16 protein-coding genes and 1 pseudogene are annotated in these 25,981 nt (G+C 50.5%); 4 read left to right on the forward strand and 13 right to left on the reverse strand.

Annotated features, from left to right (window positions below):
• Nucleotides 1–54 precede the first annotated feature (54 nt).
• The 4 genes from QM717_RS07895 to QM717_RS07910 form a co-directional block, all read right to left on the reverse strand.
• Nucleotides 55–7,629 carry an autotransporter-associated beta strand repeat-containing protein gene (locus QM717_RS07895; protein WP_415036576.1) on the reverse strand — a complete coding sequence of 2,525 codons (7,575 nt, stop codon included), beginning with the start codon at nucleotides 7,627–7,629 and terminating at the stop codon, nucleotides 55–57.
• 133 nt (nucleotides 7,630–7,762) lie between these two features.
• Nucleotides 7,763–8,548: a hypothetical protein gene (locus tag QM717_RS07900; RefSeq protein ID WP_415036578.1), complete on the reverse strand. Its 786-nt coding sequence runs from the start codon at nucleotides 8,546–8,548 to the stop codon at nucleotides 7,763–7,765.
• On the reverse strand, nucleotides 8,538–8,816 hold the full coding sequence (locus tag QM717_RS07905; RefSeq protein WP_415036580.1) for a hypothetical protein: 279 nt from the start codon (nucleotides 8,814–8,816) through the stop codon (nucleotides 8,538–8,540). Before QM717_RS07905 ends, QM717_RS07900 begins: the two co-directional genes overlap by 11 nt.
• 264 nt (nucleotides 8,817–9,080) lie before the next feature.
• Complete coding sequence (locus QM717_RS07910; protein WP_415036582.1) at nucleotides 9,081–9,650, reverse strand: helix-turn-helix domain-containing protein; 570 nt, start codon at nucleotides 9,648–9,650, stop codon at nucleotides 9,081–9,083.
• A gap of 105 nt (nucleotides 9,651–9,755) precedes the next feature.
• Here QM717_RS07910 and QM717_RS07915 point away from each other — a divergent pair.
• Nucleotides 9,756–10,468: pseudogene (locus QM717_RS07915) on the forward strand (3'-5' exonuclease).
• 137 nt (nucleotides 10,469–10,605) lie between these two features.
• On the opposite strand, the gene QM717_RS07920 reads toward QM717_RS07915, so the two are convergent.
• Nucleotides 10,606–13,551, reverse strand: a complete 2,946-nt coding sequence (locus tag QM717_RS07920; protein ID WP_415036584.1) for a S8 family serine peptidase — start codon at nucleotides 13,549–13,551, stop codon at nucleotides 10,606–10,608.
• A gap of 189 nt (nucleotides 13,552–13,740) precedes the next feature.
• On the opposite strand from QM717_RS07920, the gene QM717_RS07925 reads away from it, so the two are divergent.
• From QM717_RS07925 to QM717_RS07935, 3 genes are read left to right on the forward strand one after another with little or no spacing between them, the layout of a single operon-like run.
• Nucleotides 13,741–15,189 carry a nucleoside recognition domain-containing protein gene (locus QM717_RS07925; RefSeq protein WP_415036586.1) on the forward strand — a complete coding sequence of 483 codons (1,449 nt, stop codon included), beginning with the start codon at nucleotides 13,741–13,743 and terminating at the stop codon, nucleotides 15,187–15,189.
• 10 nt (nucleotides 15,190–15,199) lie between these two features.
• Complete coding sequence (locus QM717_RS07930; protein WP_415036588.1) at nucleotides 15,200–15,925, forward strand: hypothetical protein; 726 nt, start codon at nucleotides 15,200–15,202, stop codon at nucleotides 15,923–15,925.
• Nucleotides 15,926–15,985: 60 nt separating this feature from the next.
• On the forward strand, nucleotides 15,986–16,432 hold the full coding sequence (locus QM717_RS07935) for a DUF1569 domain-containing protein (protein WP_415036590.1): 447 nt from the start codon (nucleotides 15,986–15,988) through the stop codon (nucleotides 16,430–16,432).
• 6 nt (nucleotides 16,433–16,438) lie between these two features.
• Here QM717_RS07935 and QM717_RS07940 read toward each other — a convergent pair whose 3' ends face one another.
• From QM717_RS07940 to QM717_RS07975, 8 genes are all read right to left on the reverse strand, one after another.
• Nucleotides 16,439–17,341 (reverse strand): T9SS type A sorting domain-containing protein, encoded by a 903-nt coding sequence (locus QM717_RS07940; protein ID WP_415036592.1) that lies wholly within the window; start codon nucleotides 17,339–17,341, stop codon nucleotides 16,439–16,441.
• Nucleotides 17,342–17,532: 191 nt separating this feature from the next.
• Nucleotides 17,533–18,189 (reverse strand): CoA transferase subunit B, encoded by a 657-nt coding sequence (locus QM717_RS07945; protein WP_415036594.1) that lies wholly within the window; start codon nucleotides 18,187–18,189, stop codon nucleotides 17,533–17,535.
• Nucleotides 18,190–18,297: 108 nt separating this feature from the next.
• Nucleotides 18,298–18,996 carry a CoA transferase subunit A gene (locus QM717_RS07950; protein ID WP_415036596.1) on the reverse strand — a complete coding sequence of 233 codons (699 nt, stop codon included), beginning with the start codon at nucleotides 18,994–18,996 and terminating at the stop codon, nucleotides 18,298–18,300.
• A 433-nt stretch (nucleotides 18,997–19,429) separates the two neighbouring features.
• On the reverse strand, nucleotides 19,430–21,736 hold the full coding sequence (locus tag QM717_RS07955; protein WP_415036598.1) for a penicillin-binding protein 1A: 2,307 nt from the start codon (nucleotides 21,734–21,736) through the stop codon (nucleotides 19,430–19,432).
• 2 nt (nucleotides 21,737–21,738) lie between these two features.
• On the reverse strand, nucleotides 21,739–22,218 hold the full coding sequence (locus QM717_RS07960; RefSeq protein ID WP_415036600.1) for a gliding motility lipoprotein GldH: 480 nt from the start codon (nucleotides 22,216–22,218) through the stop codon (nucleotides 21,739–21,741).
• Nucleotides 22,202–23,662: a regulatory iron-sulfur-containing complex subunit RicT gene (ricT, locus tag QM717_RS07965; protein WP_415036602.1), complete on the reverse strand. Its 1,461-nt coding sequence runs from the start codon at nucleotides 23,660–23,662 to the stop codon at nucleotides 22,202–22,204. Before ricT ends, QM717_RS07960 begins: the two co-directional genes overlap by 17 nt.
• A 206-nt stretch (nucleotides 23,663–23,868) precedes the next feature.
• A complete protein-coding gene (locus tag QM717_RS07970; protein ID WP_415036604.1) occupies nucleotides 23,869–25,239 on the reverse strand; it encodes a rhodanese-related sulfurtransferase in 1,371 nt (456 codons plus the stop codon).
• Nucleotides 25,240–25,481: 242 nt separating this feature from the next.
• On the reverse strand, nucleotides 25,482–25,892 hold the full coding sequence (locus QM717_RS07975; protein WP_415036606.1) for a BrxA/BrxB family bacilliredoxin: 411 nt from the start codon (nucleotides 25,890–25,892) through the stop codon (nucleotides 25,482–25,484).
• Nucleotides 25,893–25,981: the final 89 nt, after the last annotated feature.

Genomic DNA, 25,981 nt, shown 5'->3' on the forward strand with positions numbered 1-25,981 from the left:
TATGTACAGAGAAAGGCACCGTTTGGGTGCCTTTTTCTTTTTTTATCCGATGGTTCAATGCAGCACTTTCGCCGTTGCAGTCGTGCCGTCCGAGAATTCAATCTTCAACAGGTAAACACCATTGGCCATCGCAAAATCGCGTTGGATGGACTTTTTATTTTTATCGGCGGAAAATTGCATCAAGCGTTTGCCCGAAATATCGAATACGGAAACGCTTTCGATTGCTTTGGCACTTTCGACATACAGTTGACTTTTGCTGGTAAATGCGGTGAATGGATGGGCAGCAAGGAATTCGCTGTTTTGTAAAGTCGTGTCGGTGAAGCGCAGTACAAAACGCGTGTCGAAGGTCCCGGCTTCGGAGGTAAAAGTATACGGACTTTGTTTCAAATCGTGTACGATGCCCAACAACAGGTCCTCGATATAAATGTCCTGATTTTCGAAAAGCGCATCAAAATGATCGATCCGGAACGAGAATGTATTGTTTGCCGCGGTCTTGAATCCCAAAGGAACCAAGTCTTCATTGCTAAACGGCAAGGCACGGCCCTGAATGACCAATTTGTGGTTCGGGATGACCGAATAAAATTCGATGGTATTGACTTCTGAAAAATAAGCACCGTCGTAGCTTCGGTCCCAGTCCATCGTTGCACCTTCGGCATAGCCGACCAAAATCTGGTTGAACGACCCATTGTTGCTGACCAAGTTGAGCCAGATGCGGTGTTTCTCAAAATCGCCATTTGGATGGGCATTCCTGAAAAACTGTCCGTTGTTCCCGGCCACACGCATCGAATTGTTGAAAGTCGCCACAGCCCCCGAAGCCGCGCCGGCACTTCTGGTGAAAAAACCTTGGCCCGCTGCGATGAATCCGTTCGGGACCATGCCCCCGGTTCCGGCGGCCGAAGTCGTTCCAGTTCCGCCGAGCTTGTTCCACGAGGCATAGTCGTTTGCGTTGTAATTGTAGATGAAATCGCCGTAGAAAGGATCGGGGTTCGCAGCCGCAACAGGCGAATTGTGTGTCCAGAAATAAATCGTACCGTCGAGTACGGGAACGTTTAGCGGGTCGCTTAATAATTTTTCTGCATCAACCGCACTCGGATATGGATTCGAAAGCAGGTTGTAATCGTCATTGTAATTCGGCGATGGTACGGTGCCATGGTAAATCGGAATCGTCACGATGCCGTTATTGGGTGTCCCTTCGAATGGTCCCGTATAAGGAGTTTTTACGAGCGGGTTCATCGAAAAAGTTTGCGGTGCCCGAACGATATATCCTTTGGCCGGAACCATGACCGTAGCAGTAGTTTCATGGATCCAGGTTCCGAAACTGTTGCCGACCGTTGGTGTCCAACTGAAATATTTATCAGCCAAGGTAAACGGCGATAATTGGCCCAAGGTAAAGTTGGATCCGAGCGTCATTGGCGAACCCCAATAGGTAAAATCGTAGCGGTACATCGGTTGGGTCGTGCGCTCCATTCGGATTATACCCGAATTGACTGCCGCATCGTTGGTCTGCAACAAACTCGAGGTGTCTAAAAATGTCATCGAGACTCCGGGTCCTGAATTGACCGTCAATCCTTCGGTCAGTGTCATCGCATGCGGTCCGTTGATGATGACGTCGCCACTGGTGACCGTACAACTGCATCCCGAGAGATCGCCCGTAGAGAAATAACTGCCGGTGAAATTAAGGCTCGTACCACCGGTCGGTACCGATGGTGACCAGGCCGTTCCATCCCAAGTCGAAACAGCGGTGGTAAAAGTTCCCGTTGCGGTCACCGTACATCCCGTGGCCATCGCGGTAAGTGTTGCCGTGTAGACACGTGGCGCCGAAGGCTTGACATAAACCGTAGGATAATGCGTATTGGCCACATAAGGAACGGTCGCTGCGGCATCGGTATAAAGTTCGGTGATCGGGGACCAGGTGATCTGGTTTTCGCAACCGATGGTAATCAACGGGCGCACCAAGTTGGTCGTACCTGTGGCGATCCCACATTGGCCCGTCGCAATCCCAGAAGTGGTCATCGGGCTGGTAAAGGTAGTCGTGTAGACATTACTGGCGATGCCACCCGGGCCCGTATGGCAAATATTGAGGACAATATTCGAAACACCGTCCCATTGGAATGGGGTCGAAAAGATATGCGTATTGAGTCCCGAGGTGGGTGTGAGGTTAGTGGCCGTAAATACCGTGGTGAACCCAGTCGCAATATAAGTATTGGTCAACGAAGTCGCAGCCGTATGCGCCATACTGATGGTATAACTCGGCATCGCGCCAAAACCGGTTGAGGAAACCGTAAAACCAATCGATGTGATTTTGGCCGCAGACAACATTCCCATCGCATTCATTTCGGCCTTGGTGATCAGGTATTGCACACGCGATTCACTTGTGGAAATCCCTTGACGATAAGGTGTACTGGCCGCGAGCGAGGTTCCGGTTTGTTGGCCAACAGTAATGCTGCTGTTGCCTACCGGGCTGGCGGTAAACGATTGTATGGTGTTCAGACAGGCCGTAATGACCGGTGGCGCCACGCTGATGGGTGCCGGTAACGGATGCACGGTCACGGTCACATATTTGGTCTTGACGCATCCCGATGGGGAAGTCGCGGTAATCAAATAGGTTGTTGTTGCGGTCGGGTTCGCATTGACGATGGCGCCTGTCGTAGTGTCCAGACCCGTCGCCGGACTCCAGGTATAGGTATACGTTGCATCAGAACTGGCAGCATTCAAAACTGTGCTGCTGCCCAGGCAAACGGCCGTATTGGGGCAAGTCACGTCGGCGGGTTTGGATCCCGTGAACTCGTCCGCGCCGATGTCGGGTGTCGATGCATGTCTGGCCTGGGCATCGTAATCGTCGGTGACGGCCACCGGAATCCCGCCCGATTCGGCATCGGTACAACCGCCCAAAATATGCAGGTCGGCAGTGTTGGCATCGACAAATGAGATGGCATTTCCTGAAAAACTATTGCCATCGCCTCCCGAAAGTGTTTGCCATTGCGGAAAACTTCGGTCACTGCCCATGAGCACCACGGTCGATGGATTGAGGCTGTAGAAAATGTTGTAATTGCTCGACAATCCAGAAATACCGAGCAGAGCCAACGCGTAATTTTTATCGGAGGAGCTGCGGTTGTTGTACAGGATGTTGTTCTTGAATTCTGAATTCCCAAAAGACCCGATGCCGTTGGAAAGACTCGGCCCAGGACTGGTTCCGCCGATGTAGATGCTGTTGTAGAAATATTTGCGCGTCCCGGACAGGTTGATCTCCGAAATTCCACTGGCCGAAGCCATATCGTTGTTGACAATCGAAATCATGTTGTTGGCCAGGGTCCAGTTTCCACCCGTCAGCACACATCCGATCACCGAACTGGTTTCAATGGTCGTGGCGTTGGAAAGCCCATAAACCCGGTTCTTGGCAATCGTCCCGCCCGAACTCGTCGCATTGGTAAAAATGGCCGTAAGCCCAATCGGCGTGGCGGTATTGTTGGTGATGCTGAGGCCGTGGATGGTGTTGCCTTGGATGGTCGAAGTGGCGTTGGTGTTGCCCAAATACACGCCAATCAAAGAAGTCGTGGCATTGACACCGGCGCTGTAACAATTAAAAATCGTGTTGTTGCTGATGGTGGCCGGAGCCGTACCGGCGGCTTCGAGGGCATGGACGCGCGCGCTCGATCCGGTAGAAGTATTGGTGATTTCGCTGATCGTATTTCCTGTAATGCTGATATTTGTCGACGCGGATAACCCGGCGTAAATACCCAAGACCCTGTTGTCGCCACTGGTAGAAAGGTTCGAAACCGTATTATTCGACACCGAAATGCTTCCGCCATTGCCGGTGTTGATTCCCCAAAGCACACCGAGGCTCGAACAATTGTTGACGGTATTTCCCGAAATGGTCTTGGAGGCCGATAGCGCAGACTCCCGCATGCCGTAGACGTTGCTCGCCGTGCTGCTGCTCAAACCCGAAATATTGTTGTTGTTGGTCGTGACGGCCAATGTGGTGGCAGGTTGGTCATTGGCAATCCCGGACACGACGGCGGCTGAGCTCAAATTGCTGATGGTATTGCTCGATACGTCGAGCAAAGTAGCGTTTCCAGTGGTGCCTACATTGATGCCGATGACGTTGCCGCCCGAGGTATAGTTCAACATCGTGTTATTGGATACCGAAGAATTGCCGCGGAACTGTGTACTGTTGAAGGCAGTGATTGCACCGGTGCCCGCGGTCCAGTTGTTGAACACGTTGGCGGTGATGGTTTTGACGCTGTTGGTTTCGATGTTGCGCCAACCCAGGATGGCCGATGAACCCGCCACGGTGATGTTCGAGAAATCATTGCCGTTGTTGATGGCCACTGCCCCGAGTACCGAACTGGCCGTATCGGAATAAAGCGTAAGATCGCCACCGGCCGCCTTGCCAAAAGTTCCTACAATGCGGTTGTTGTTGACATTCTTGGAACCCGTCGCAGGGGAAATGGCGCTGTTGGTGATGAATGTGGTGGTGCCGGTTGTGTTGGCGTACAGATTTGTAAAGGTATTGTTTTCAATGGCAATCGCCCCGGCAGGCGCCGAATTGCTCAGGTAGTTGTGGGCCGAGGTCGCCGTGGAAGCATACGAAATGCCACGGATATCGTTGTTGTTCATCGTCAGCGTGGCGCTGTTCGGGGCACTCGAGACCGAGATGCCGTTGAACGCCCCCGAACACGCGGCTCCGTACGAAATGAATCCGTTGCTGCTGTCCCCCAGTTGGTTGTTCGAAATGTTCACCGCGCCGGTGACCGCCCCGCTGCTGACAATGCCTGCAAATAGAGAACCCGTAGCCGTGGTACTGGCGATATTGAAACCTTTGATCGTATTGTAGCCAATGTTGGTTGTGGCGTTGGCCCCGGTTGCCTCGATTCCGCGGGCGTTGTTGTTGGCGGTCGGATAAATCAGCACATTCTGGATCGCATTGCCCGCACCCGCTGCACCGATGGTCACATTGCCCGTGGCCGATGAAGTGATGCCCCGGAAGGAGACAACCCCAGTAGAACCGGGCGTAGAACCTATAGAGAGCGCGCCATTGACTGCCATGTTCCCAATCGTATTGCCGGTTACATTGAATACCGCTGAACCGCTGATCGTAATCCCGTTAAGGGTCAGGATTGTGGTAGGATCGCCGCTCAAATTGATTGATTGGAGTGTATTGTTTTGTATGTTTACAGCCGCTGCCGATGAACTGATGCTGATACCACTCAAGATGGTGCTAAAAGTGCCCGTATTGGAAACATTGATCGGTGCAGCAGGCAAGCCAATTGTATTTCCGGTCACATCGCCTATATTCAGATAACCCGAACCGGCAATCCCTGAAAAAACAGTGGCGTTGGCGGTTAGGGAAACCGATTCGGAAATTCCCGCGATGGTATTGCCCTGGATGCTCGTTGCGGTGGTACTTCCAACAGAAATGCTGATGCCGTACAGCGTAAAGTTGAATCCTCCCGAGTAGACATACGAACTGGTTCCCGTCCCGCTGCTGTTCGAATACCCAATGGTATTGCCTGTGATGACATAACCGTTTCCGTTGGCATTGACAATCCTGATCGAGGAATGGGCTACCGAGGCACCAATCGACCGCACACCCGTTTGGTAAAAATGGTTGTTGGTGATGGTGACGGCCGTAGAACCATTGATGATTTCAATATCGGCCGAATTGACCGTACTGCTGAACACGTCATAGATCTTGTTGTTGGTGATGGTGATGTTGTTGTTTTCAAGGCCGGTCGTGAGCGTCCCCGAAAAATAAATCCCTTTGCTCGGACGGTTGGCCCCGGCCGGTCCGATGTTGCAATTCGAAACCGTGTTGTTGTCATTGCCCGTCAAGGCCGAATTCGAACCGAACCAAATGTTCCCACCGTTGGTGCCTGTCGTCGAGGAAGACGACCCCAAAACCGTACAGTTGGTGATGGTGTTGTTGGTCGCATCGGTCTGGAAACGGATGGTCGATGTGCCCGAAGTATTCGACGTATTCGTATTGGAAATCGTCAAGCTCGTGCCCCCCGAATTGATGCCGTTCACGACCACATTGTCGGCGCCATTGAAATCGATCAAAGGCCCGCCCGCAAAACTGCCCGTGATGGTTTTGGGCCCACAGGTCGGTTGGATCAACACCGAGGTCGCCGCCGCATTGTTGTTCAATTGGGCGACCAGTGTTTCGGTAGTGTCGTCGGCCACATGGATCGAAATCACGCCGGTATGTGTCCCCGAGTTGATGGCCGTAAAGGCCGCGCGCAATGTGGCATAAGCCCCGAGGGTCGTGCCGCCGGTGGCCTGCAAAACAATGTTGTTCGGAATCAGTTCACCCGCCGCGGTTAGTTTCGCCCCCGCCGGATAACCCGAAAAAGTAATCTGTGCCAATTGGGCGGCAGTCAGTGCCGTAGCCGAATTGCCAAAGAAAATGCGGCCATTGCTGCAACCCGGAATCCAACCCGTGACCGTCAAAGTCCTGCCCGCCGTCCATGCCACGGCATTGCTCGCTGCAAAATTCAGGGTATGCGAACTCAGACCCAATGCCACAATGGTGTTACCGGTCAGCGCCAAGGTGCCCACCGTATCGGAATAACCGACGCTGGTATTGAAAATCCCGCCATTGAAGGTGAGGTTGCTGGCATCGGCAATCACATTGTCGTTGCCCAACCGCAACGTACCTGCGTTGAGGACGGTATTTCCGGTATAGGTATTCGAAGCCGACAGCGTTGCTGTTCCCGTACTGATTTTTCTAATGCCACCTGTTCCCGAAATCGCGCCCGTAAAATTAACGAAACCGCCGCCAAAAGGATCGATTGTGACATCATTGTTGTTGAGGTTGATTGCGCCCGAATAGGTATGTATCCCCGAGGTATTGAGCGATCCGATTGTCGCGTTCGGCGAATTGGTCGGGACTGTGATCGTATTGGCCACCGTCGTGGCGGTCGAGGCATGGCTGATGTAAATCTTATTGAAGTTGGCCGTTCCATTGCCGACCTGTATCGGACCTTGGATCACGCCGGCCGAATTGACCCAAAGCTCACCGCTTTCGACCACATAACCGCCCGAAAGCGAAGCGGCGTTGTTATAGTTGACTTCCACAATCGAATACTGCTTGATGGCCAATTGTGTGGCGGCATTGCCCGCAGGATAATTGTTGAGCGTGAGTTTTCGGCCATTGTTGCCCCAAACCTGGAAGTTGGTGTTGTTCGGATTGTAAATGGGTTGGTTGAACACCATTGGGCCATTGACTGGATTGATCTCAATCGCCGTCGCGCTTCTTCCGCTGACCGGAAGGTTGAAGGTTTGCGTGTAATTGGCGGTATAGTTTTCAATCTTTCCGTAGAAATCAAATCCGTTGCCGTCGCTGTCGAACGGAAGTCCGGCGGCAAAGGTATTGGCGAAAGTGATGTTCCTGACATTGCGCCATCCGCCCAAATCGAAATAAAGCGTGGTTTGCGCAGCATTGTTGCGGAAATTAAAGTTCAGGTCGGTGGTGTTGTTCCAGGTCGCCGGACAAGTATCTGCAAACCAATTGCTGCACCAAGTAAAATTGCCCAACGGATTGTCGCCGTCCCAATTGTTTTGCGCCGTGGTTTCTATGGCCCCGCCCAGCAGAAAGGCCAATGCACAGATGTATCTCACCAATTTCATGGATGTGTGGTAATTTGTTGGTATTCAGGTTAGAATATGGCGGGACAACAAATGTAATTAAAAATGTGACGAATTGTTAAAAGAATGTTAGAAATGCGGTGAATAGTGGATAAAAAGCGGTGGTTCGAAGTTTTCAGGGTAAAATTTGGATGAATCTTTTCCAATCGGCGAGTAATTCGGCCTCGGAGGTATGGAGCGCGGCCAGGATTTCCGATTTTTTACTGTACGGCAAAAGTCCGATCAGTTTTTCGCGTCCGTACTTTCGTTCGATGTACATCACCATCGAACCCGAAAGCCCGTATTTGATCTTGCCGCTCCAAAAATCGTCGAGGCTATTGGGGATTTTATTTTCCTGCAGCGCTTTCTTGACTTCACTCAATCGATTGGCGTCGCATTGGCCCGAGGCATAGGTCGCCAGCCCTTCCACAAACCAATCGATGCCTTCGGTTTGGCTAAAATCGGGACTGGCGTTGCGTTGGCCGTGAAAGACATGCACGAGCTCATGTGTGATCAATTGTTGGGTTTTTTGGGTGTCCGCATAGACGTGTTCGCAGGCGTGTTGGTCCCACACTTTCGGGGAAAGCCAATCCAGTTTGGTCGCGACCCCACTGGCCACCATCCAACATTCCGATTTGAAATCGGGCATTTTCCAGTCTTTTCGCCAGGTGCTGTCCAGCGAATGGCGGCTCGGATGCACATAGACCTTGAACTGTTTCTTGAATCCGGAATCGAAAAATTGGTTGACCGCAATGATTCCGTCGACGATTAGCTTTTTATGGGCGCTCTTTTGGTCTGCATCCGAATCGGTATAGAACAGGATGAAGTTTTCGTTGCGGTCGATCCGCCATTTGGGGGCGATGGTATTCCAGCTCGTTGCGGTTGCCAGCAGCAGGATGGCGAGGGTCAGTTTAGTTTTCATGGCCTTGTTTTGATCGATTAAAGATACGCAGAAATGAAGGAAATGGTGCAGCGGCATTCCCAAAACCCAAAAATCCCAAAGGATGCTCCAAGAAATTCATTTTGAACCGTCCGCCAAAGATTTCATCATCGATTACCGCGTAACGGATTGAAACCCTGATCGGGCAGCCCAAATAAAAAAGAGAGACCTTGGCCTCCCTTTTGTTTGATTGATGATTGTTGCGTTTAGTTTCCGCAGCTACAGTTCGATCCGCAGTTGCAATTTTCACAGGTACAGTTCGGATTGCCGCACCCTGGTTTTTTTGTTGTTTTCATTTTTTTAAAAATTAAAGGTTTAACGATTGAAATTGGCCAGTATCAGGCTCAAAAAGTTTGACCGGCAACGGCAGGTTTTACACGAGCAGTTCTCCTTTCCGCAGGAATTCTTTGTGGTTGACATGATGTATGGGTTTAAATTGATAAGGCAAAGATAGACCCACCACCGGCCTGCCGTCGTATGCGAAAAAGGGAAAGATGTATATAATTTTTGGATTTTAGATTCCGTCGATCGATCGGCGTTTGAGGGTACCGACTTTCTTGAAGTGCGACGGCGTCAGCCCGGTATTTTTGCGGAACTGGGACGAAAGGTGGTGCACACTGCTAAAACCCGTGCGGAAGGCAATTTCGGTAAAAGTCAACTGGTCGTACACAATCAATTCCTTGACGCGCTCGATGCGCAGCTCGATAAAGTACTGCTCGACCGATTTGCCCTCGATTCCCGAAAATAAATCGCTCAGGTAACTGTAATCGTATGCCAGACGGTCGGTAATCAAGGCAGAAAGGTTTTGCTTGCGGTCGGCAATGGTGTTGAGGTAATCGGAGACGGCCAGTTTCATGTCGGCCACGATCTTGTTGACGCGTGTCTCGATGAGTTCAAACCCGATTGTGCCGAGTGCCTCGCGGAAGGCTTTCGTCTGGGTTTCGTTGATGGGCTGGGGCAGGAAGATTTCGCCCAATTCCACTTTGTCGTACACAATCGACTGGCCGTCCAAAATCTGCTGGACCGACAGGATACACCGCGGGCACACCATATTCTTGACCAAAAGTTTTACATCGCCTGTCATAACCGGAATTTGCCGCAATTTAATAAATCCGACGCACCCTAGGAAAAAGAAAAATCACTAAATTGCAACTTCTAAAAGCCAATTAATAACCAAAAACTACACGCCATGATCCACAAAATTCCCCTCAACAACATCCTGTTCCTCGACATCGAAACGGTGCCCAACGAGGACAACTACCACAACCTCGACGACGAATGGAAACAGCTTTGGGAACAAAAAACCCAATACCAACGCCGTGACGAGTTCACCCCAGAAGACTTTTACGAGCGCGCCGGCATCTGGGCCGAGTTCGGCAAGATTGTTTGCATTTCGGTCGGCTATTTTACGCTCAAGGGCGACATCCGGCATTTCCGCGTGACTTCTTTTTTTGGCGACGAGGTCAAGATTCTCAAGGATTTCAGCAACCTGCTCGCCAACCATTTCAACCAGCCGCAGCATTTGTTGTGCGGCCACAACGCCAAGGAATTTGACATCCCGTTCATCGCGCGCCGCATGATCATTAACCAGATCGCGATTCCCGACAAACTCAACCTGTTTGGCAAGAAACCTTGGGAAATCCCGCACCTCGACACGCTCGATCTCTGGAAATTCGGGACTACAAACATTTTACCTCGCTCAAACTGCTCACTAAAATTCTCGGGATTCCGTCTTCCAAAGGCGACATCGACGGCAGCCAGGTCGGACACGTGTTCTATGTCGAGAAGGACATCGACCGCATCGTCACCTATTGCGAAAAAGACGTCGTCGCCACGGCACAGGTTTTCCTGAGATTGCGCCGCGAAGACCTGCTCATCGAGGAAGAAATCCTTCACCTATAAAAAAATCGGAAGCAAAAAACAGGTTTCACTTCCGATTGTTATTTTTTGTTTGGGCGTTGCCCTCGTGCCTCGTGCCGGGCTATCGGCTGCACACGGTGCTTGCCTCTATCCCTAACGCGGACGTCCCATCGCGGTTCTTATTTATTCAAAACGATTTTCTTTGTCGTTTTCTGCTTGCCGTTTTCAATCGACAGCAAATACACGCCGCCCTGAAGGTTTTCAATATGCAAGGTCTCCGAATGCGAAATGTTTGCTCGGGTCAAAATCGTTCTTCCCTGAATGTCGAACAAACTCAGGTTGGTCGTCCCTTGAACCGCATCATTGAGGCGAACGTTCAGCATGCCTTGGGTCGGGTTCGGGTACACGCTGAAATCCTGCGACAGGTTGTTCTCTTTGATGCCCAAGGCCGGTTGCACGGTACAGAAATCAAGCGCGGCAAAAGTAACGGCCCCGCCATCGCCCATGTGCGGGTCGGTGACATAAATCGTCCAGGTGCCATCGGCAGGTTTGTTGTTGAAGAAGCCCAAGTCCTGATAAGGCGCCAAGGTTCCGGAAATCCCCGGCGCGGTAGCGTTGCAGATCAAATCGCCCCCCGAATCGTCGAGCGTGCAGTTGATGTTCTGGTTGTCCCCACAAGGCTCGTTGAGCAAGGTAATCCTCGGAAAGCCCAAGGCAAATGGACCTTCGAGTTCCACGGTCAGGTCCCCGATATAGGAATGCGAAATGTTCAAAGACACATTGAGGTCGCCGATGCTCATGCCGCCCGTCACCGGAATCTGGATGATGGCCAGACCAGAACCTTGATCGTTGATCAGTCCGTTGCTGTAATCGGTTGCCTCGAAATGGTGGTTGCACACCAGTTGTCCCGTCTGGAAACTCGAGACATTCGCCGTGGTACCTTCGCCGCAATTGTTGAGCGGGAAAACCCTCCAGTAATAATAAGTCGCTTCTTGCAAGCCGGTCAGGTGATAAGAAGTAGTGCTGCTGTTGCCTTCTGCAATGATGTTGTTGAACGCGGCGTCGGTTGCTGCCTGTACGTGAAAGCCATCGGCATTTTCAATCGGGTTCCAGGTCAAGGTCAAATCGGTTGAAACGCCGGTTTGCGCATCGGCCGGAAGGCTTTGCACCACATTGCCGAAATCGGTGCTCGAAATTTTGAGCACCACTACACGGGTTTCGGTTTCGGTGCCATTGTCCCCGATGACCGAAATCGGGTAAATCCCCGGAACCGCATTCTGCAAATTCGAGATGTTCATCGCAAACGGCCCCGAAGTGGTACGTGAAGCAGGTGTAAAGTTGGCCACTGCGCCATTGGGCAATCCAGTCGCAGAAAACGTGGTCGCGGTAGTGCCCGAATTGGTAAAGTTAAAATTGTAATTCGCATTGCCGTCGAGGCAAACCGTTTGGTCCTCGCTGGTCGAGGCCATGCTGAAACCAGACGAAAGCCCGGTGACGATAAACGCAAAATGCTGCGGGCCGCCCTGGAGCGTTCCTTTGTGCGTCACGGTAATGGTATAGGTTCCCGAGGCGCCGGCTACGTTGACGCGTTCCACATTGTCCACCGCATTGTCTTCGGTGGCAATCGCCGGAAGGTTGGCCGAGGCCGTTTGCAGTTTCCAAGGGTAATAGGTGTTCGCACCTTTGGTTACGCGAATGTCCAGATCGTTGACCAGGGCGGGGGTAAGTCCGTTGAGAACGCCATTGACGGCAGTCCCGGGCACATCGGTCCAGCAAATCGAGGCCAGCAATGGGTTTACCCCATCCGATTGCACGGTGAAGGTAAAGGTTTCGCCCTGCGCCAAAGTTTCCTCCGAAATCCACGACTGCAATCCATTTTGGCTAATGGCCTGCGCGGCTTTCTTGGCGTTGAGCAATCCCCAGCCCCAAACCGGGTCAGGGCCGACTTTGCCTTTGTCGTCGGCGGTGTGGCAGGCCAGCCCTTTGAGTGTGGCCGCCCGCATGAAGCGGTTGTTGACGTTGTTGTAATGTTGCTGCAATAAGATCAAGGTGCCCATTACATTGGGCGAGGCCATCGAAGTCCCCGAAAGCGAGCCGTAGTCTTGGTCATCAGTCGATCCCGAAGAAGTCAACCCAGATCCGTTACCGGTGATGTCCGGTTTGATCCTGCGGTCGTCCGTAGGCCCTTGGCTGCTGCTCGAGTTGATCCCTACGCTGACAAGGTCTCCCTGCGCATTCACGTTGGCATCCTGGCAATTGGCCACGACCAGGTTGTTCTTGCAGGTTTTGTTGCCGGTGAGTTTGTCGTAGTTGTTGGTCATCGGCGCCGGATTGTCCTGGTTGCCATCATTTCCGGCCGAAGCCACCATGAGGTAATAAGGAACTGAATAAGCCAATTGGTCCCAAAGACGCGCCACGCCACTATAAGCGCCGGCATACCAGTTCCCGGTGATGTTGTCGAGCGGAATCCCGTAAGAATGGTTCGACAGCAACAAACCGTTTTCGGCTTCGGCCAAAACCTCGGCCAGGTCGTTGTTCCATTCAAAAGTCTTGACGGTAGCTTGCGGCGCCATCCCTTTGGCATTGGCCTGAACGCCAGCCGCACCTACGGTTCCGGTAACGTGTGTTGCATGGTAGCTGTTGGAGGCATCGGTAAACGAAACGCCATCGCCCACCGTCATCCTGCCACCAAATTCTTGGTGTGTAAGTCTTGTAGGCGCACCGTCCCAGACGCCAGCCGACATGCCTTGGCCGTTGAGGTTGAGCCCCAAAGTTCCGCCGCTGTGCAAATGGTTGGCGCGTGTCGATTTGGCTGCATTGACGTTGTCGAGTGAATAATAAATCGGTTGGCCGTCTTCGGTAAGTGCCATGAGCTCGTCGTAAGTGCCATCGCTGTTTCTGCGGTACACTTCCCATCCGTTGGCTTGGGCGGCTGCCAGGGCTTTCTCCTTGTCTATCTTGGCCTGGGCCGCGAATTCGGCCTTGAGTTGGTCGATTTTTTCAAAATCATAATCTTTGGTGATTTGCTGCCGCTGTTTGGCATCTTGCGAAAAGGCCGTGTTGGCAGCGAGGGTAATTGTCAGAGGGACAATTAGTTTAAGAAAAAAAGTGGTGGTATTTTTCACGAAATAAGATTTGAGTTTTTAAAAAATTTTCCAAATATAAGCAATTGTTGTTCACACAGTTATTTAATACCCTTTTGGATGGAAAATTAACGTTTGGTTGCGCGATTTTGTGTGTTGAATCTGATAAACCGACAAAATAAATCATCGGAATTGTTTCGATAAATACTACATTTACGAAAAAAAGCAGATATGGTTCTCAGTAGGTTTTGGCTCGTCATTTTTATCTCGTCGATTGTATTTGTACTCTGCGGTTTGTTTGTCGGAAACCATTACACGATCGATTTCATCCTCAACGGGAAAAAAGACGAACCGATTTTGATTTCAGAAAAATACCTGCACCAGATCCCGGCTTTTGTTTCCGACAGCATCGAAAAAGCACCTGAGCAGACGATTGTCATCAACAAAGTCGAAAGCAATCCCGACACGACCTATGTCTACAAAAACCAAACGGTCAAAATCTACAGCGGCATCCAAAAATCGGACGGATTGCTGCCCACCTGCAAAAACACCATCATCGATTTGATCATCCCGCTCATTGCGTACCTCGCCTTTTTCTGCGGCCTCATGGAACTGCTGATCTTATCGGGCGCGGCCGAAAAACTGGCCAAGGTGCTCAGTCCGGTATTCGTCAAGATTTTCCCTGCGGTACCCAAAAACCACGAATCGATTTCGTACATGACGCTCAACTTCGCGGCCAATTTCCTCGGACTCGATTCGGCGGCGACACCGTTCGGGCTCAAGGCCATGGAAAGCCTGCAGACCCTGAATCCCGATAAGGACAAGGCCAGCGATGCACAGATCATGTTCATGTGCCTGCATGCGGCGGGGCTCACGTTGATTCCGACCTCGATCATCGGGTACCGCGCGGCGCAAAATGCAAGCAATCCCGCCGATGTGATGCTGCCGTGTATCATCACCTCGTTCCTCGGTACGCTCGCGGCTTTCCTGATTGTCGGTATCCGCCAAAGGATCAATTTCAAGAGTGCCTCGCTCGTGATCGGGATCATGTCGCTTATTGCGGGGATTGCCGGTTTGCTGTTTTACATCAACCGACTCGATTTGATCGGCAAGAATTTTTTCACCTCGAACCTTTCGGGCCTGATGCTGATCGGCATCATCGGATTCACCCTGGTGTTTTCATTCCTGCGCGAAAAGCGTTTCGTGGCGGCCGATACGACCATTTTCGACACTTTTGTCTCGGGCGCCAACAACGGGCTCAAGACCGGGATCACGATTTTTCCTTATGTTTTGGGAATGCTCGTCGCGATTTCGTTGTTCCGCAACAGCGGGTTGTTTGAGATCATCAGCAATTGGATTTCGATCCTGTTCTCGAATTTGGGCGTGGCCAAACCGATTACCGATTCGCTTCCCGTGGCCATGCTACGACCGTTCAGTTCGGGTGGCTCGCGCGGATTCATGATCGACGCGATGCAGACTTTCGGGCCGGATTCGTTTGCCGGAAGGCTCGTCTGTATTTTCCAGTGCAGCGCCGAGACCACGTTTTATGTGATTGCAGTCTATTTCGGCTCGGTCAAGATCAAGAACACGCGGTATACTTTGAGCACCATGTTGCTCGTCGACTTGATTTGCGTGATTGCGGCGATATTTGTGGCGAGCTGGTTTTTTCCGATGAACTAATTTCGAAAAGATGAACCATTGGTTTTTTTCTGCGTTGCTTTTAATGGGTTGCGCCAATAAGGAGCAAACCACAAATGCACCGACAGCAATCCCAATCGAAAACACGACTCCCGAAGAAAACACTGCCATTTCCAGTGACAAGGATTCGCTTTCATTTGACATTTCGGACAACAACGCGATTGATGCAATCCAGATTGTCCCGTTGGATTCGCCGTCGGAAGACCAGCACCATTATGAGATCCGGTTTTTCAGCAAAGGGCGACAGTTTGGTACGTACACCGCCCATACCCAAACGGGTCGAGAAGTGGGCGAGTGGAGTGTCAATACCGATTTGATGTCCAACGGCAAGCAAACCGATGCGCGGTTCCTGCATTGCAGTTACGGCGTACCGGCCTGCGGGTATGACCATGCGGAGTTTTTGTTTTTTCTCGATTCGGGCAAAGTGCAATTGGTCTCGCGTTGGAGCTCGGCCAGCGACGGCGGTTTTGGCTATTGGACCGATATCATCCCGCAATTTTCTGATGGTAAGGCGGTTTCATTCAGCAGCAGGAAAGTGGAGGTGGCCGATGATGAAGCGGTGAGCGATGCCACTGATGCGCTCGAAATCTCCTATTCGGATTCGGCGGTCTATCATTTTGAGACAGGAAAATGGAGGGGCAGAAATCTTACGCCGCAAGGCAAAATTTATCGCAAGGAAAACAAATTATTCGACGCATTTTACAAACCCGAAAAATAGTGTAACAGATTGGCGTTTGGAAACACTAAACAAATAATCAAAATCAATTCAATCAAAATCATGAACATTTTCAATCAGGAAGACAACCTCAAATTACAATCGAGATTGCAAAATCTTACTTCAGAAACGACGCCTTTGTGGGGAAAAATGAATGCCTCGCAAATGCTGCTGCACTGCCAAAAACCGCTCGATGTCGCCGATGGCAAGCTCATCCTGCCCAGAAGCCTCGTCGGTTTTTTGTTTGGCAAAATGGCCAAGAAAAGTTTCCTCAAGAGCGAGGAATTCCAAAAGAACCTTCCTACGGCTCCGGAGTTCAAGATCCAGACCTCGCCCGAATTCGAAAAGGAAAAAGAAGTATTGGTCGAACTGGTCAAGAAATTCGCGGCGATGGGACCCAAGGTCATCGTCAACAAGAAGCATCCGTTTTTCGGCACCATGACCGACGACGAATGGGGCGTGCTGCAATTCAAGCACCTCGACCACCATTTGCGGCAGTTTGGGGTGTAACCCGAATTAGTGTACCGTTACTTTTTGGGATTTGACCAATTGGTTGTTTTCGGACAGTTGGGCGAAATACAGCCCACTGCTCAGGTTCGCGCGGCTAATCGATGCTTTTTTGCCCTTGAGATTGTGGATTTCCATCACCAATTGCCCTTGCACATTGTACAATTTGAAGGTCGCGTTGGCAAGTGGCTTTTCGGCATCGATGGTCATTTCGGAAGCAAACGGGTTCGGTGAAAAAGTGATTTGCGGTTGTTGGATTGCATGCTCAGAGACACCCATCTGTTGCGAGGCACACAACGGCGGATTGCCGAATACATGTTCGCCGTCCTGGTACATGCAACGTGTGAACACACGGTAACCGCCGCCACTCGAGAACACGCTCGCATACATGTAAAAATCGGGATAAAAAGGATGGGCAATCGATCCGACACCTTCAATCCAGGTTTGGTACACATGCTGGCCGTTGAAAAGTTCGACGGATTCCAGCGTAATTTTTTTGCGGACACCGGTATTGACGGCCATGTCCTCGATCGCAGCCGTAAAAGTCACGCCTTCGAGCGTAATCTGGTCGCCATTTTCGAGGCTGAAATCGTAGATCAATTCTTCCACGCCGCTGACCATGCGATACACTTTTTGCGCGCCGACTTCTTCGCGGATGTAAACGATGTCTGCGTTGTCCCCGGTTACCGGGTCATAGCTCGGAAACGGGTCGATAAATTTTTTATAAGTATGGATGCCGATGACTTCATCGGTACCTTCGGCGATAATCTCGAATATGGGCGGACGGCAGCACGAAACCCAATCACTCACCACCCAAGAGGTGTTGTTGAGCAGCGGATGGTATTCCTGCGAAAAGGCTTGTTGGCAAACAGAAAACAATAAAAGGATGGGGAAAAGCAACTTTGTTTTCATGGCGGTCCGGTTTAAATTCCATTACAATGTTAGGGAGATTCAGACCAGCGTCCTCCTTTTTTCGGCAACAAGCGGGGAAAAACGTTGAAACGCATTTTGCGAATAGCCAATAAATGTAAATATCCTACAAAAAATAATCCGCAGATTTCGAGAAAGAAAGCTGCGGATTTTTATTGTTTAAACGTTGTATTTTAATCGATAACCATTTCGGGAATCTCACCTTCAATAATCAATTCGGCTTCCGTCGAAGCGATGATGTGCTCCACCGAAACGCCCGGTGCGCGTTCCAATAACTTGAAACCGTTGGGCGTGATTTCCATCACGGCGAGTTCGGTCACGACTTTCTTGACACAGCCCACACCGGTCAATGGAAGCGTACATCTTTTCAATATTTTTGATTCGCCTGCTTTGTTCACGTGCATCATGGCCACGATGATGTTCTCGGCCGAAGCGACCAAATCCATCGCACCGCCCATGCCTTTGACCATTTTTCCCGGAATTTTCCAGTTGGCGATGTCACCGTTTTCGGCCACTTCCATCGCACCCAAAATCGTCAAGTCGACGTGCTGGCTGCGGATCATCCCAAAGCTAAAGGCCGAATCAAAGAAACTCGCGCCGGGCAAAGTCGTGATGGTTTGTTTTCCGGCGTTGATTACATCGGCGTCTTCTTCGCCTTCGTATGGAAACGGGCCCATACCGAGCACGCCGTTTTCGCTTTGGAATTCTACGGATATATCGGTGCGTACATAATTCGCCACCAGTGTCGGGATGCCAATGCCAAGGTTTACGTAATAACCGTCCTTGACTTCTTTGGCGATGCGTTTTGCAATTTCTTCTTTACCTAACATATAATTAGAAAATTAGTCAATTAGTCAATTAGTCAATTAGAAAATTAGTCAATTAGGGCTTTATCTAATGGTAACATTTTCTAATTGGCTCATTGTCCAATTGTCACATTATTTTTTACGAACAGTTCGTTGCTCGATGCGTTTCTCAAATTTTTCGCCCTTGAAAATCCGTTGCACCAAAATCCCCGGAATGTGGATTTCGTTCGGATCCAAACTGCCTACAGGCAACAATTCCTCGACTTCGGCAATCGTGATTTTCCCGGCTCCGGCCATCGGCGCGTTGAAGTTTCTTGCGGTTCCCTTAAAGATGAGGTTGCCGGCTTCGTCGCCTTTCCACGCTTTTACGATTGAAAATTCGGCTTTGTACGCATGTTCGAGGATGTGCATCTTGCCGTTGAATTCGCGTGATTCTTTTCCTTCGGCCACTTCGGTTCCGTAACCGGCGGGCGTGAAGAATGCAGGAATTCCGGCTTGTGCGGCGCGGCATTTTTCGGCGAGCGTGCCCTGCGGCGTGAGTTCAACCTCGAGTTCGCCCGAAAGCATCTGGCGTTCGAATTCGGCATTTTCGCCCACATAAGACGAAATCATTTTCTTGATCTGGCGTTTCTGCAGCAGCAATCCAAGCCCGAAATCGTCGACCCCGGCGTTGTTCGAAATGCAGGTTAAATTTTTGACATCCATGCGCACGAGCTCGGCGATGGCGTTCTCAGGGATGCCGCAAAGTCCGAAACCGCCAAGCATAATGGTTTGCCCGTCTGCGATTCCTTGCAGCGCTTCTGAAACTGAGTGTACTTTTTTGTTGATCATAATTTTTTGTTGGGCGTTCCGCTTCGTTCCTCGCGTCGCGCTTTTCGTTTCAATCTTTTCTAAAAGAGATTTGCCTTCGCTATCGCTTCGGCGAATCCTTTTAGAAAAGGATTTCCACTGCAATCGCTAACGCGGACTCTCGAATGTAGCACGAAACGCTATTTTATTGATTCTGGTTTTTATACCTGAAGCCCACTGGGCTTCCTCCTTTTAATTTCAAATCTAACGCGGTTCAAATGTGCAAAGCCCGGAACTAATCACTTATAACATTTGTGAATTCGTGGCTAATTTTAGCCCGGATGGCAGCGGCATCCTTTTGCGGCCGTCCCGACCCTTCGGGACAACGGAGGCCGTAAAAGATATAGCGGACAGCCGAACCTGAGCTCCAAATAAATAATATTTGGCGCGAACTGGCGAAGCAAATAGCTCCTAATTACAATTCAAACTCATCCGTATCCTGCTCAAATTCGGTATCGGTCGTGTCCTTGACAGGCACCCAACAATCCACTTTGATCGAGAGGTTTTTCGGTCGTTCGAAATCTTTTTTGGAAACGGTGAGTGTCGTGTCTTTGTAGCATTTCTTCATGAAAATACCCCAAATCGGCAACGCAGCCGTGGCACCTTGTCCGTAAGTAATTCCCTTGAATCGTGCCGAACGGTCTTCGCAGCCCACCCAAACGCCGGTCGCCAAATTCGGTACCATGCCCACAAACCAACCATCGGATTGGTTTTGTGTCGTTCCGGTTTTACCCGCAATCGGGTTCGTGAACACGTACGGATAACCCGTCACGCGGTTGTAGCCGTTGCCGCCGCCTTGGGTACGCAAACGTGCTCCCGAGCCGCTTTCGGTTACGCCTTCGAGCAATTTGATCACCGCGAAAGCAATGTCTTTGTTGAGTACGTCGTGCGATTCGGCTACCGGCTCATAAATGATGACGCCGTTTTTATCCTCGATTCTTGTGATGAACTGCGGTTTGATGTAGACGCCTTCGTTGGCAAAGGTACTGTAGGCCGCGACCATGTCCTGTACCGTGATTTCGACCGCACCGAGCGCTATCGACGGTTGTGCCGGAATATCTGATTTTACACCCAGTTTATGGGTCAATTCCACGACAGGTTCCGGTCCGGTTTTATCGATCAGTTTAGCCGAAACGGTATTGATCGACAAAGCCAATGCTTTTTTCAAGGTCACCATGCCGCGGTATTCGCCGTTCGAGTTTTGCGGCGTCCAGGTTTCGGTTACGTTGTGACGGCCTTTCGGGATCGTAAACGGCGAGTCGATGATTGAATCGCAAGGCGACATGTTCAATTGTTCGATGGCCGTCGCATACACGAATGGCTTGAATGTCGAGCCGACCTGGCGCGCACCTTGGCCGACGTGGTCGTATTGGAAATATTTGTAATTGTTGCCGCCGACCCAAACCTTGACGTGTCCGGTCGAAGGTTCCATTGCCATCACACCCGACTGCAAAAATCCTTTGTAGTAGCGGATCGAATCGGTTGGCGTCATCGTCGTGTCTTTTTCGCCTTTCCAGGTAAAGACTTTCATTTTGGTGGCTACGCCAAACGATTTGATGATTTCGGATTCGCTTTTGCCCTGGTCGTCCATCTTTTTCCAGCGGTCCGAATTCTTCATCGCCTTCATCATGAGCTTCTGTGTTTCCTGATCGTTCAGGCGCAGGAACGGACGGTTCTTGTTGTTCTTCTGCTCGCTGTCGAATTCCTGTTGCAGGTTGGCCAAGTGCTGTGAAACCGCTTCTTCGGCGTATTGCTGCATGCGCGAATCGAGTGTCACGTAAATCTTGAGTCCGTCCTTGTAGATGTCGTATTCCGAGCCGTCTGATTTTTTGTTGTCCTTGACCCATTTGCCCATGAAATCGCGCAGGTATTCGCGAAAGTAAGTCGCGAGTCCGTCTTTGTGGCTTTCGGGGTGGAAGTCGAGTACGATTGGTTTTTTCGACAAGGCTTGCTTGGCCGATTCTTCGAGGAAACCATTCTTGACCATTTGTCCCAGAACCGTATTTCTTCGGTCGAATACGAGTTGTTTCCTTTTTTCTTTCGTCGGGTTGTACAATGACGGATTCTTGAGCATGCCCACCAATACGGCACTTTCCTCAATGGTCAAATCGCGTGGTTCCTTGTTGAAATAAACCTTGGCCGCCGATCGGATGCCGACCGCGGTATTGACAAAATCGGCTTTGTTGAGGTACATCGCGATGATTTCATTCTTGGTGTATTGGCGCTCTAGACGGATCGCGATGATCCATTCCTTGGCTTTCTGTACGAGACGGAACAGGATGAATTTCGAACCTTCACCATGGAACAACAATTTGGCCAATTGTTGTGTCAGTGTACTGGCACCACCGCTGGTTCCGAGGCTCAGTGCGGCACGCATGGTTCCGCGGCCGTCGATGCCCGAGTGCTCGTAGAAACGCTCGTCTTCGGTGGCGATGAGCGCATCGACCAAATGTTTTGGGAGGTCAGAATACTTGACCATCGTACGGTTTTCATTGTAGAATTTCCCAATCGTTACGCCATCTGAGGAAATGATTTCGGTGGCCAAATTCGAATCTGGATTCTCCAAATCCTCAAACGATGGCATCGCGCCGAAAACGCCCCAAGACGCCAGGATGAAAAACAGGATGATACCGGCAAATCCATAGCCGAAGATTTTCCAGAATTGTCTTTTGTAATAAGCGATGTCTTTGTTGGGATGGTGGTTCTTTTTGATCGCTGCCATAATTAATTCATTTTTTCAATTCTAAAACCGACTTCGGTAATGCCTTCGAGCTTTTGTACGCCGGTGACTTTTCCGGTTTGGCGCGCCGCTTGGCGGATGTGTACTTTATAAGCGCCGGGCTTGAATTGCTGCCGTTGTTTGTAAACCAGTTTGTTTTCCTTGACATCGGTGAAGCCATCGCCCATTAAGGTCCCGTCGGGATTGGCCATCTGGTACTCGAGCGTATCGACCTTGGTCACGCCGCCCGGTTCTTCCATCGAGACAATCACAAACAGATTGTTGAACGGATAATTGTCGTTGTCGCGGATGTTCAGGAACAAGTTGTAATATTTAGAGGTGTCCATTTTGGGCAAATCAAAACTCACGATGCTGTCTTTGTGCCAAGCCTTTCCGACCGAATGGTATTCGTCAAAAACCCTTTTCTTGTCGCACGAAACCAGCGAAAGGAACACCAATAAAAGAATACTAGCTTTTCGGATCATTGTTCTTGTTCGAGTTGTTGCCTTTTCTACGGTTTTTGTTTCTGTTCTTGTTTTGACGCGCTTCGCCGGCCTGACCTTCGGGTTTTGGACCGCGTTCGCCTTCTGGGCGGGGTTTGGCTTCGCCTTGTTCGGCCTTGCCTCTATTGTTTTCTTGGCGGTTTGGCTTTGGTGCATTCGACTTGGCTTCGGATTGTTCTGCTCTTTGCGGTCTGCCTTCAGCCGATTTCTGTCTGTTCTCATTGCGGTCGCCGCGGTTTCTGTCATTTCTGCCGCCGCCTTGTTTTGGCCCCCCTTCGGTACGCGCTTCGGCGGTTTGCTTGTTGCGGTTCTTGTTGCGGCTTTTCTTTTTCTTGGGCTGGTCGAAACGCGTGAGGCTTTCCTGGCCCATCGCGTTGCTGAACGTTTGTGTCGGTTCGGCCACGACTTCCACTGCAAAATCTTCTAACGAAGAAACTTTGTTTTTCTGTTTGTTCTCGGCAATTATTTCTTTGACCTGTTCAATTTTGAGCATGTGCCAGTTCGCATAATTGTCGGTATAGGCAAACCACATCAGCCCTTTGAAGATGTCCTGTTTCTGGCAGACGGCCGTTCCTTTTTCGGTTTGGAGTTTGACGTCGAAATCAGGAAAATCCTGCAAAGCGTCCATGTAGGTATCGAGTTCGTAGTTGAGGCAGCACTTGAGTTTACCGCATTGTCCGGCCAATTTCTGCGGATTCAAGGACAACTGCTGGTAACGCGCCGCCGAAGTATTCACGCTGCGGAAATCGGTCAGCCAAGTCGAACAGCACAATTCGCGTCCGCACGATCCGATGCCGCCCAAACGCGAGGCTTCCTGACGGAAACCCACTTGCTTCATCTCGATTCGCGTCGAAAATTCCTTCGCGAAATCCTTGATGAGCTGTCGGAAATCGATGCGGTCCTCGGCCGTGTAATAAAACGTCGCCTTCGAGCCGTCGCCCTGGAATTCGATATCCGAAATCTTCATCTGCAAATTCTGCAAAATCGCGAGTTCGCGTGCGCGCACCTTCATCGGTTCTTCCTTGTCGCGTGCATTCGACCAGATGTCGATGTCTTTCTGCGACGCCTTGCGGTACACTTTCGACACATCGGCGCCGTTGTAGTTGACGCCTTTTTTCTTCATCTGGATCTTGACGAGTTCACCCGTCAAAGTGACGATCCCGATGTCGTGTCCCGGCGAAGCCTCGGTCGCCACGATGTCGCCGATGCTCAGGGTCAGTTTTTCGGTATTGCGGTAAAATTCCTTGCGGCCGTTCTTGAAACGCACTTCGACACAGTCAAAAGGCGCTTCGCCGTTGGGCAGGCTCATGTTCGCGAGCCAGTCGAAAACAGTGAGTTTGTTGCAGCTATCGGTGCCGCAGGTGCCATTGTTCTTACAACCTTTCGGCGCACCGCCGGTCGAGGTTGAGCAACTTGTACATGCCATGATATATATGCAGTGCCGCTTGCGCAGCTTAAGTTCGTAAATATTCGTGCGTAAAGATAGTATTTTTTGTGAGTTTTTGACACAAAAAAACCAGCTTCAAGTTGATGAAACCGGTTTGGTTTTTTAGGAGCTTGATCCCGCTTTCCGCAGTATCTTTTGCTACGCTGCGCTCGCAAAAGGATACTTGCTGTAATCGGGGCTAGGGCTTAGTCTATCAAATACAATTTATCAGATAAACGAATGCGGAACGGAACCTTAAACGAAACCGTATTTCCAACAATAGCCAAATCAGCCGGTGCGTCATTGACAAAAATTTCACCCACAGTCAATTGCTGTTCGCCTGTCGTTGGGCCTGAAATCAGGATTTTATCACCCGATTGGATTTGGCCATTTTCGAGATAAAATTGCCCAATCTCGGCTTTCGGGAAATAATGGATGCCTTTGCCGATGAGTGTTTTCTTTAGTCTTGGTTCTTGGCTCTTGGCTCTTAAATCCTTGGTTCTTTTTTCCAAAGTCGTCGCCGCGGTTCCCGTAATCCCAGAAGCCGAATCTTTATACTTCAATACCTCCGACTTCCCTTTCTTGAAAATCATGTTGCCGTTCTTGATCCCGCGGCGCAACGCTTTTTGTTCTTCCTCGGGCAAGTGGATCACGTCGACACATTCGGTCGAGCAACAGCCTTCCATATTGGCCGCGCATTCGTCGCATTGGATGAACAGCAAATGACAGGCTTCGTTCGCGCAGTTCGTATGGTTGTCACACGGTTTGCCGCATTGGTGGCAGTTCGAGACGATGTCGTCGGTAATGCGTTCGCCGAGTCGGTGGTCGAACACGAAATTCTTCCCGATGAACTTGCTTTGCAACCCTTCGGCCTTGACTTGTCTGGTATATTCGATGATGCCGCCCTCGAGTTGGTAGACGTTTTCAAAACCTTTGTGCTTGAAATAAGCGGAGGCTTTTTCGCAACGGATACCGCCGGTGCAGTACATCAACAGTTTTTTGTCTTGTTTGTGTTCGGCCAGTTGTTCTTCGATGATCGGCAAGCTTTCGCGGAACGTATCGACATCGGGTTTAATCGCACCCGTAAAATGCCCGATTTCGCTTTCGTAGTGGTTGCGCATATCGACAACAATCGTGTTCGGATCTTCGAGCAAATCGTTGAATTCCTTGGCTTTGAGGTGCACGCCGATGTTGGTCGGGTCGAATGAATCGTCTTCGAGTCCGTCGGCGACAATCTTATCGCGTACTTTGATTGTGAGTTTGAGGAATGAATGGTCGTCGTGTTCGACCGCCACATTGAGCCGGATGCCTTTCATGAAATCGTAGGCTTCGATCGTATCCTTGAATGCGTAGAAATGGTCGGCCGGCAAACTCAACTGGGCGTTGATGCCTTCGTGTGCAACATAAATTCTCCCGAGAACCTCTAAAGGATTCCAGGCTAAGAATAATTCATTTCTAAATTGGGTGGGATTTTCGATTCGCGCATAAGCATAGAAAGACAGCGTGAGGCGTTGCTTTCCGGCGTCGTCGATGAGACGGGCTCTTTCTTCTGCGCTTAAAGTGTTGTACAGTTGCATGCTATAAACAGATTAAGTTGAGAGTATTTTCGTGGTGCAAATTTAAGGGAAAGTTTCAAAGAAGCAAAGATGCAAAGTCACAAAGTTTCCTAGACGTGATTGGGAGCAGAATGCCCTAGCCCTGATCGAGCCGGTATCCTTGCTGTAGTTTACGGAAGCAAGATAAAGGCAAGAGCAGGAACCAGCTCCTAAAACAAAAAAAACCACGCCGAAGCGTGGTCTCAACTGTGTACGTTTAAATCTTAGCAGTACTCGCTGTACGCGTCCTTGAGGTTTTCTGCGATGATTTCGGCAGGACGTCCCTCGATGTGGTGACGCTCGAGCATGTGTACCAACTCACCGTCCTTGAACAAGGCGATGCTTGGAGACGATGGCGGGAACGGAAACATTTTCTCACGCGCCGCATCGACCGCTTCTTTGTCGACACCGGCGAAAACCGTCACCAAATGGTCTGGTTTTTTGGCACCGGCGATGCTTTGGGTTACACCCGGACGCGCATTTCTGGCCGCGCATCCGCAAACAGAATTCACGACCACCAAAGTGGTTCCCGGCTTAGAGAGTGCATTTTCTACGGCACCCGCGCTATATAATTCTTCGAAACCCGCCTGTGCCAATTCGGCGCGCATTGGGCTTACCATTTCTTCTGGATACATAATCTTTTAATTAAAGGTTAAAGTTTCGCCCCAAAGGTACGAACATTTTGGACTTTTGATTTTAACGAAACGATAAAGATTTGTTATAG

Origin of the sequence: Flavobacterium sp. (genome assembly GCF_047602195.1) — a bacterium.
Taxonomy (GTDB): Bacteria; Bacteroidota; Bacteroidia; order Flavobacteriales; family Flavobacteriaceae; genus Flavobacterium.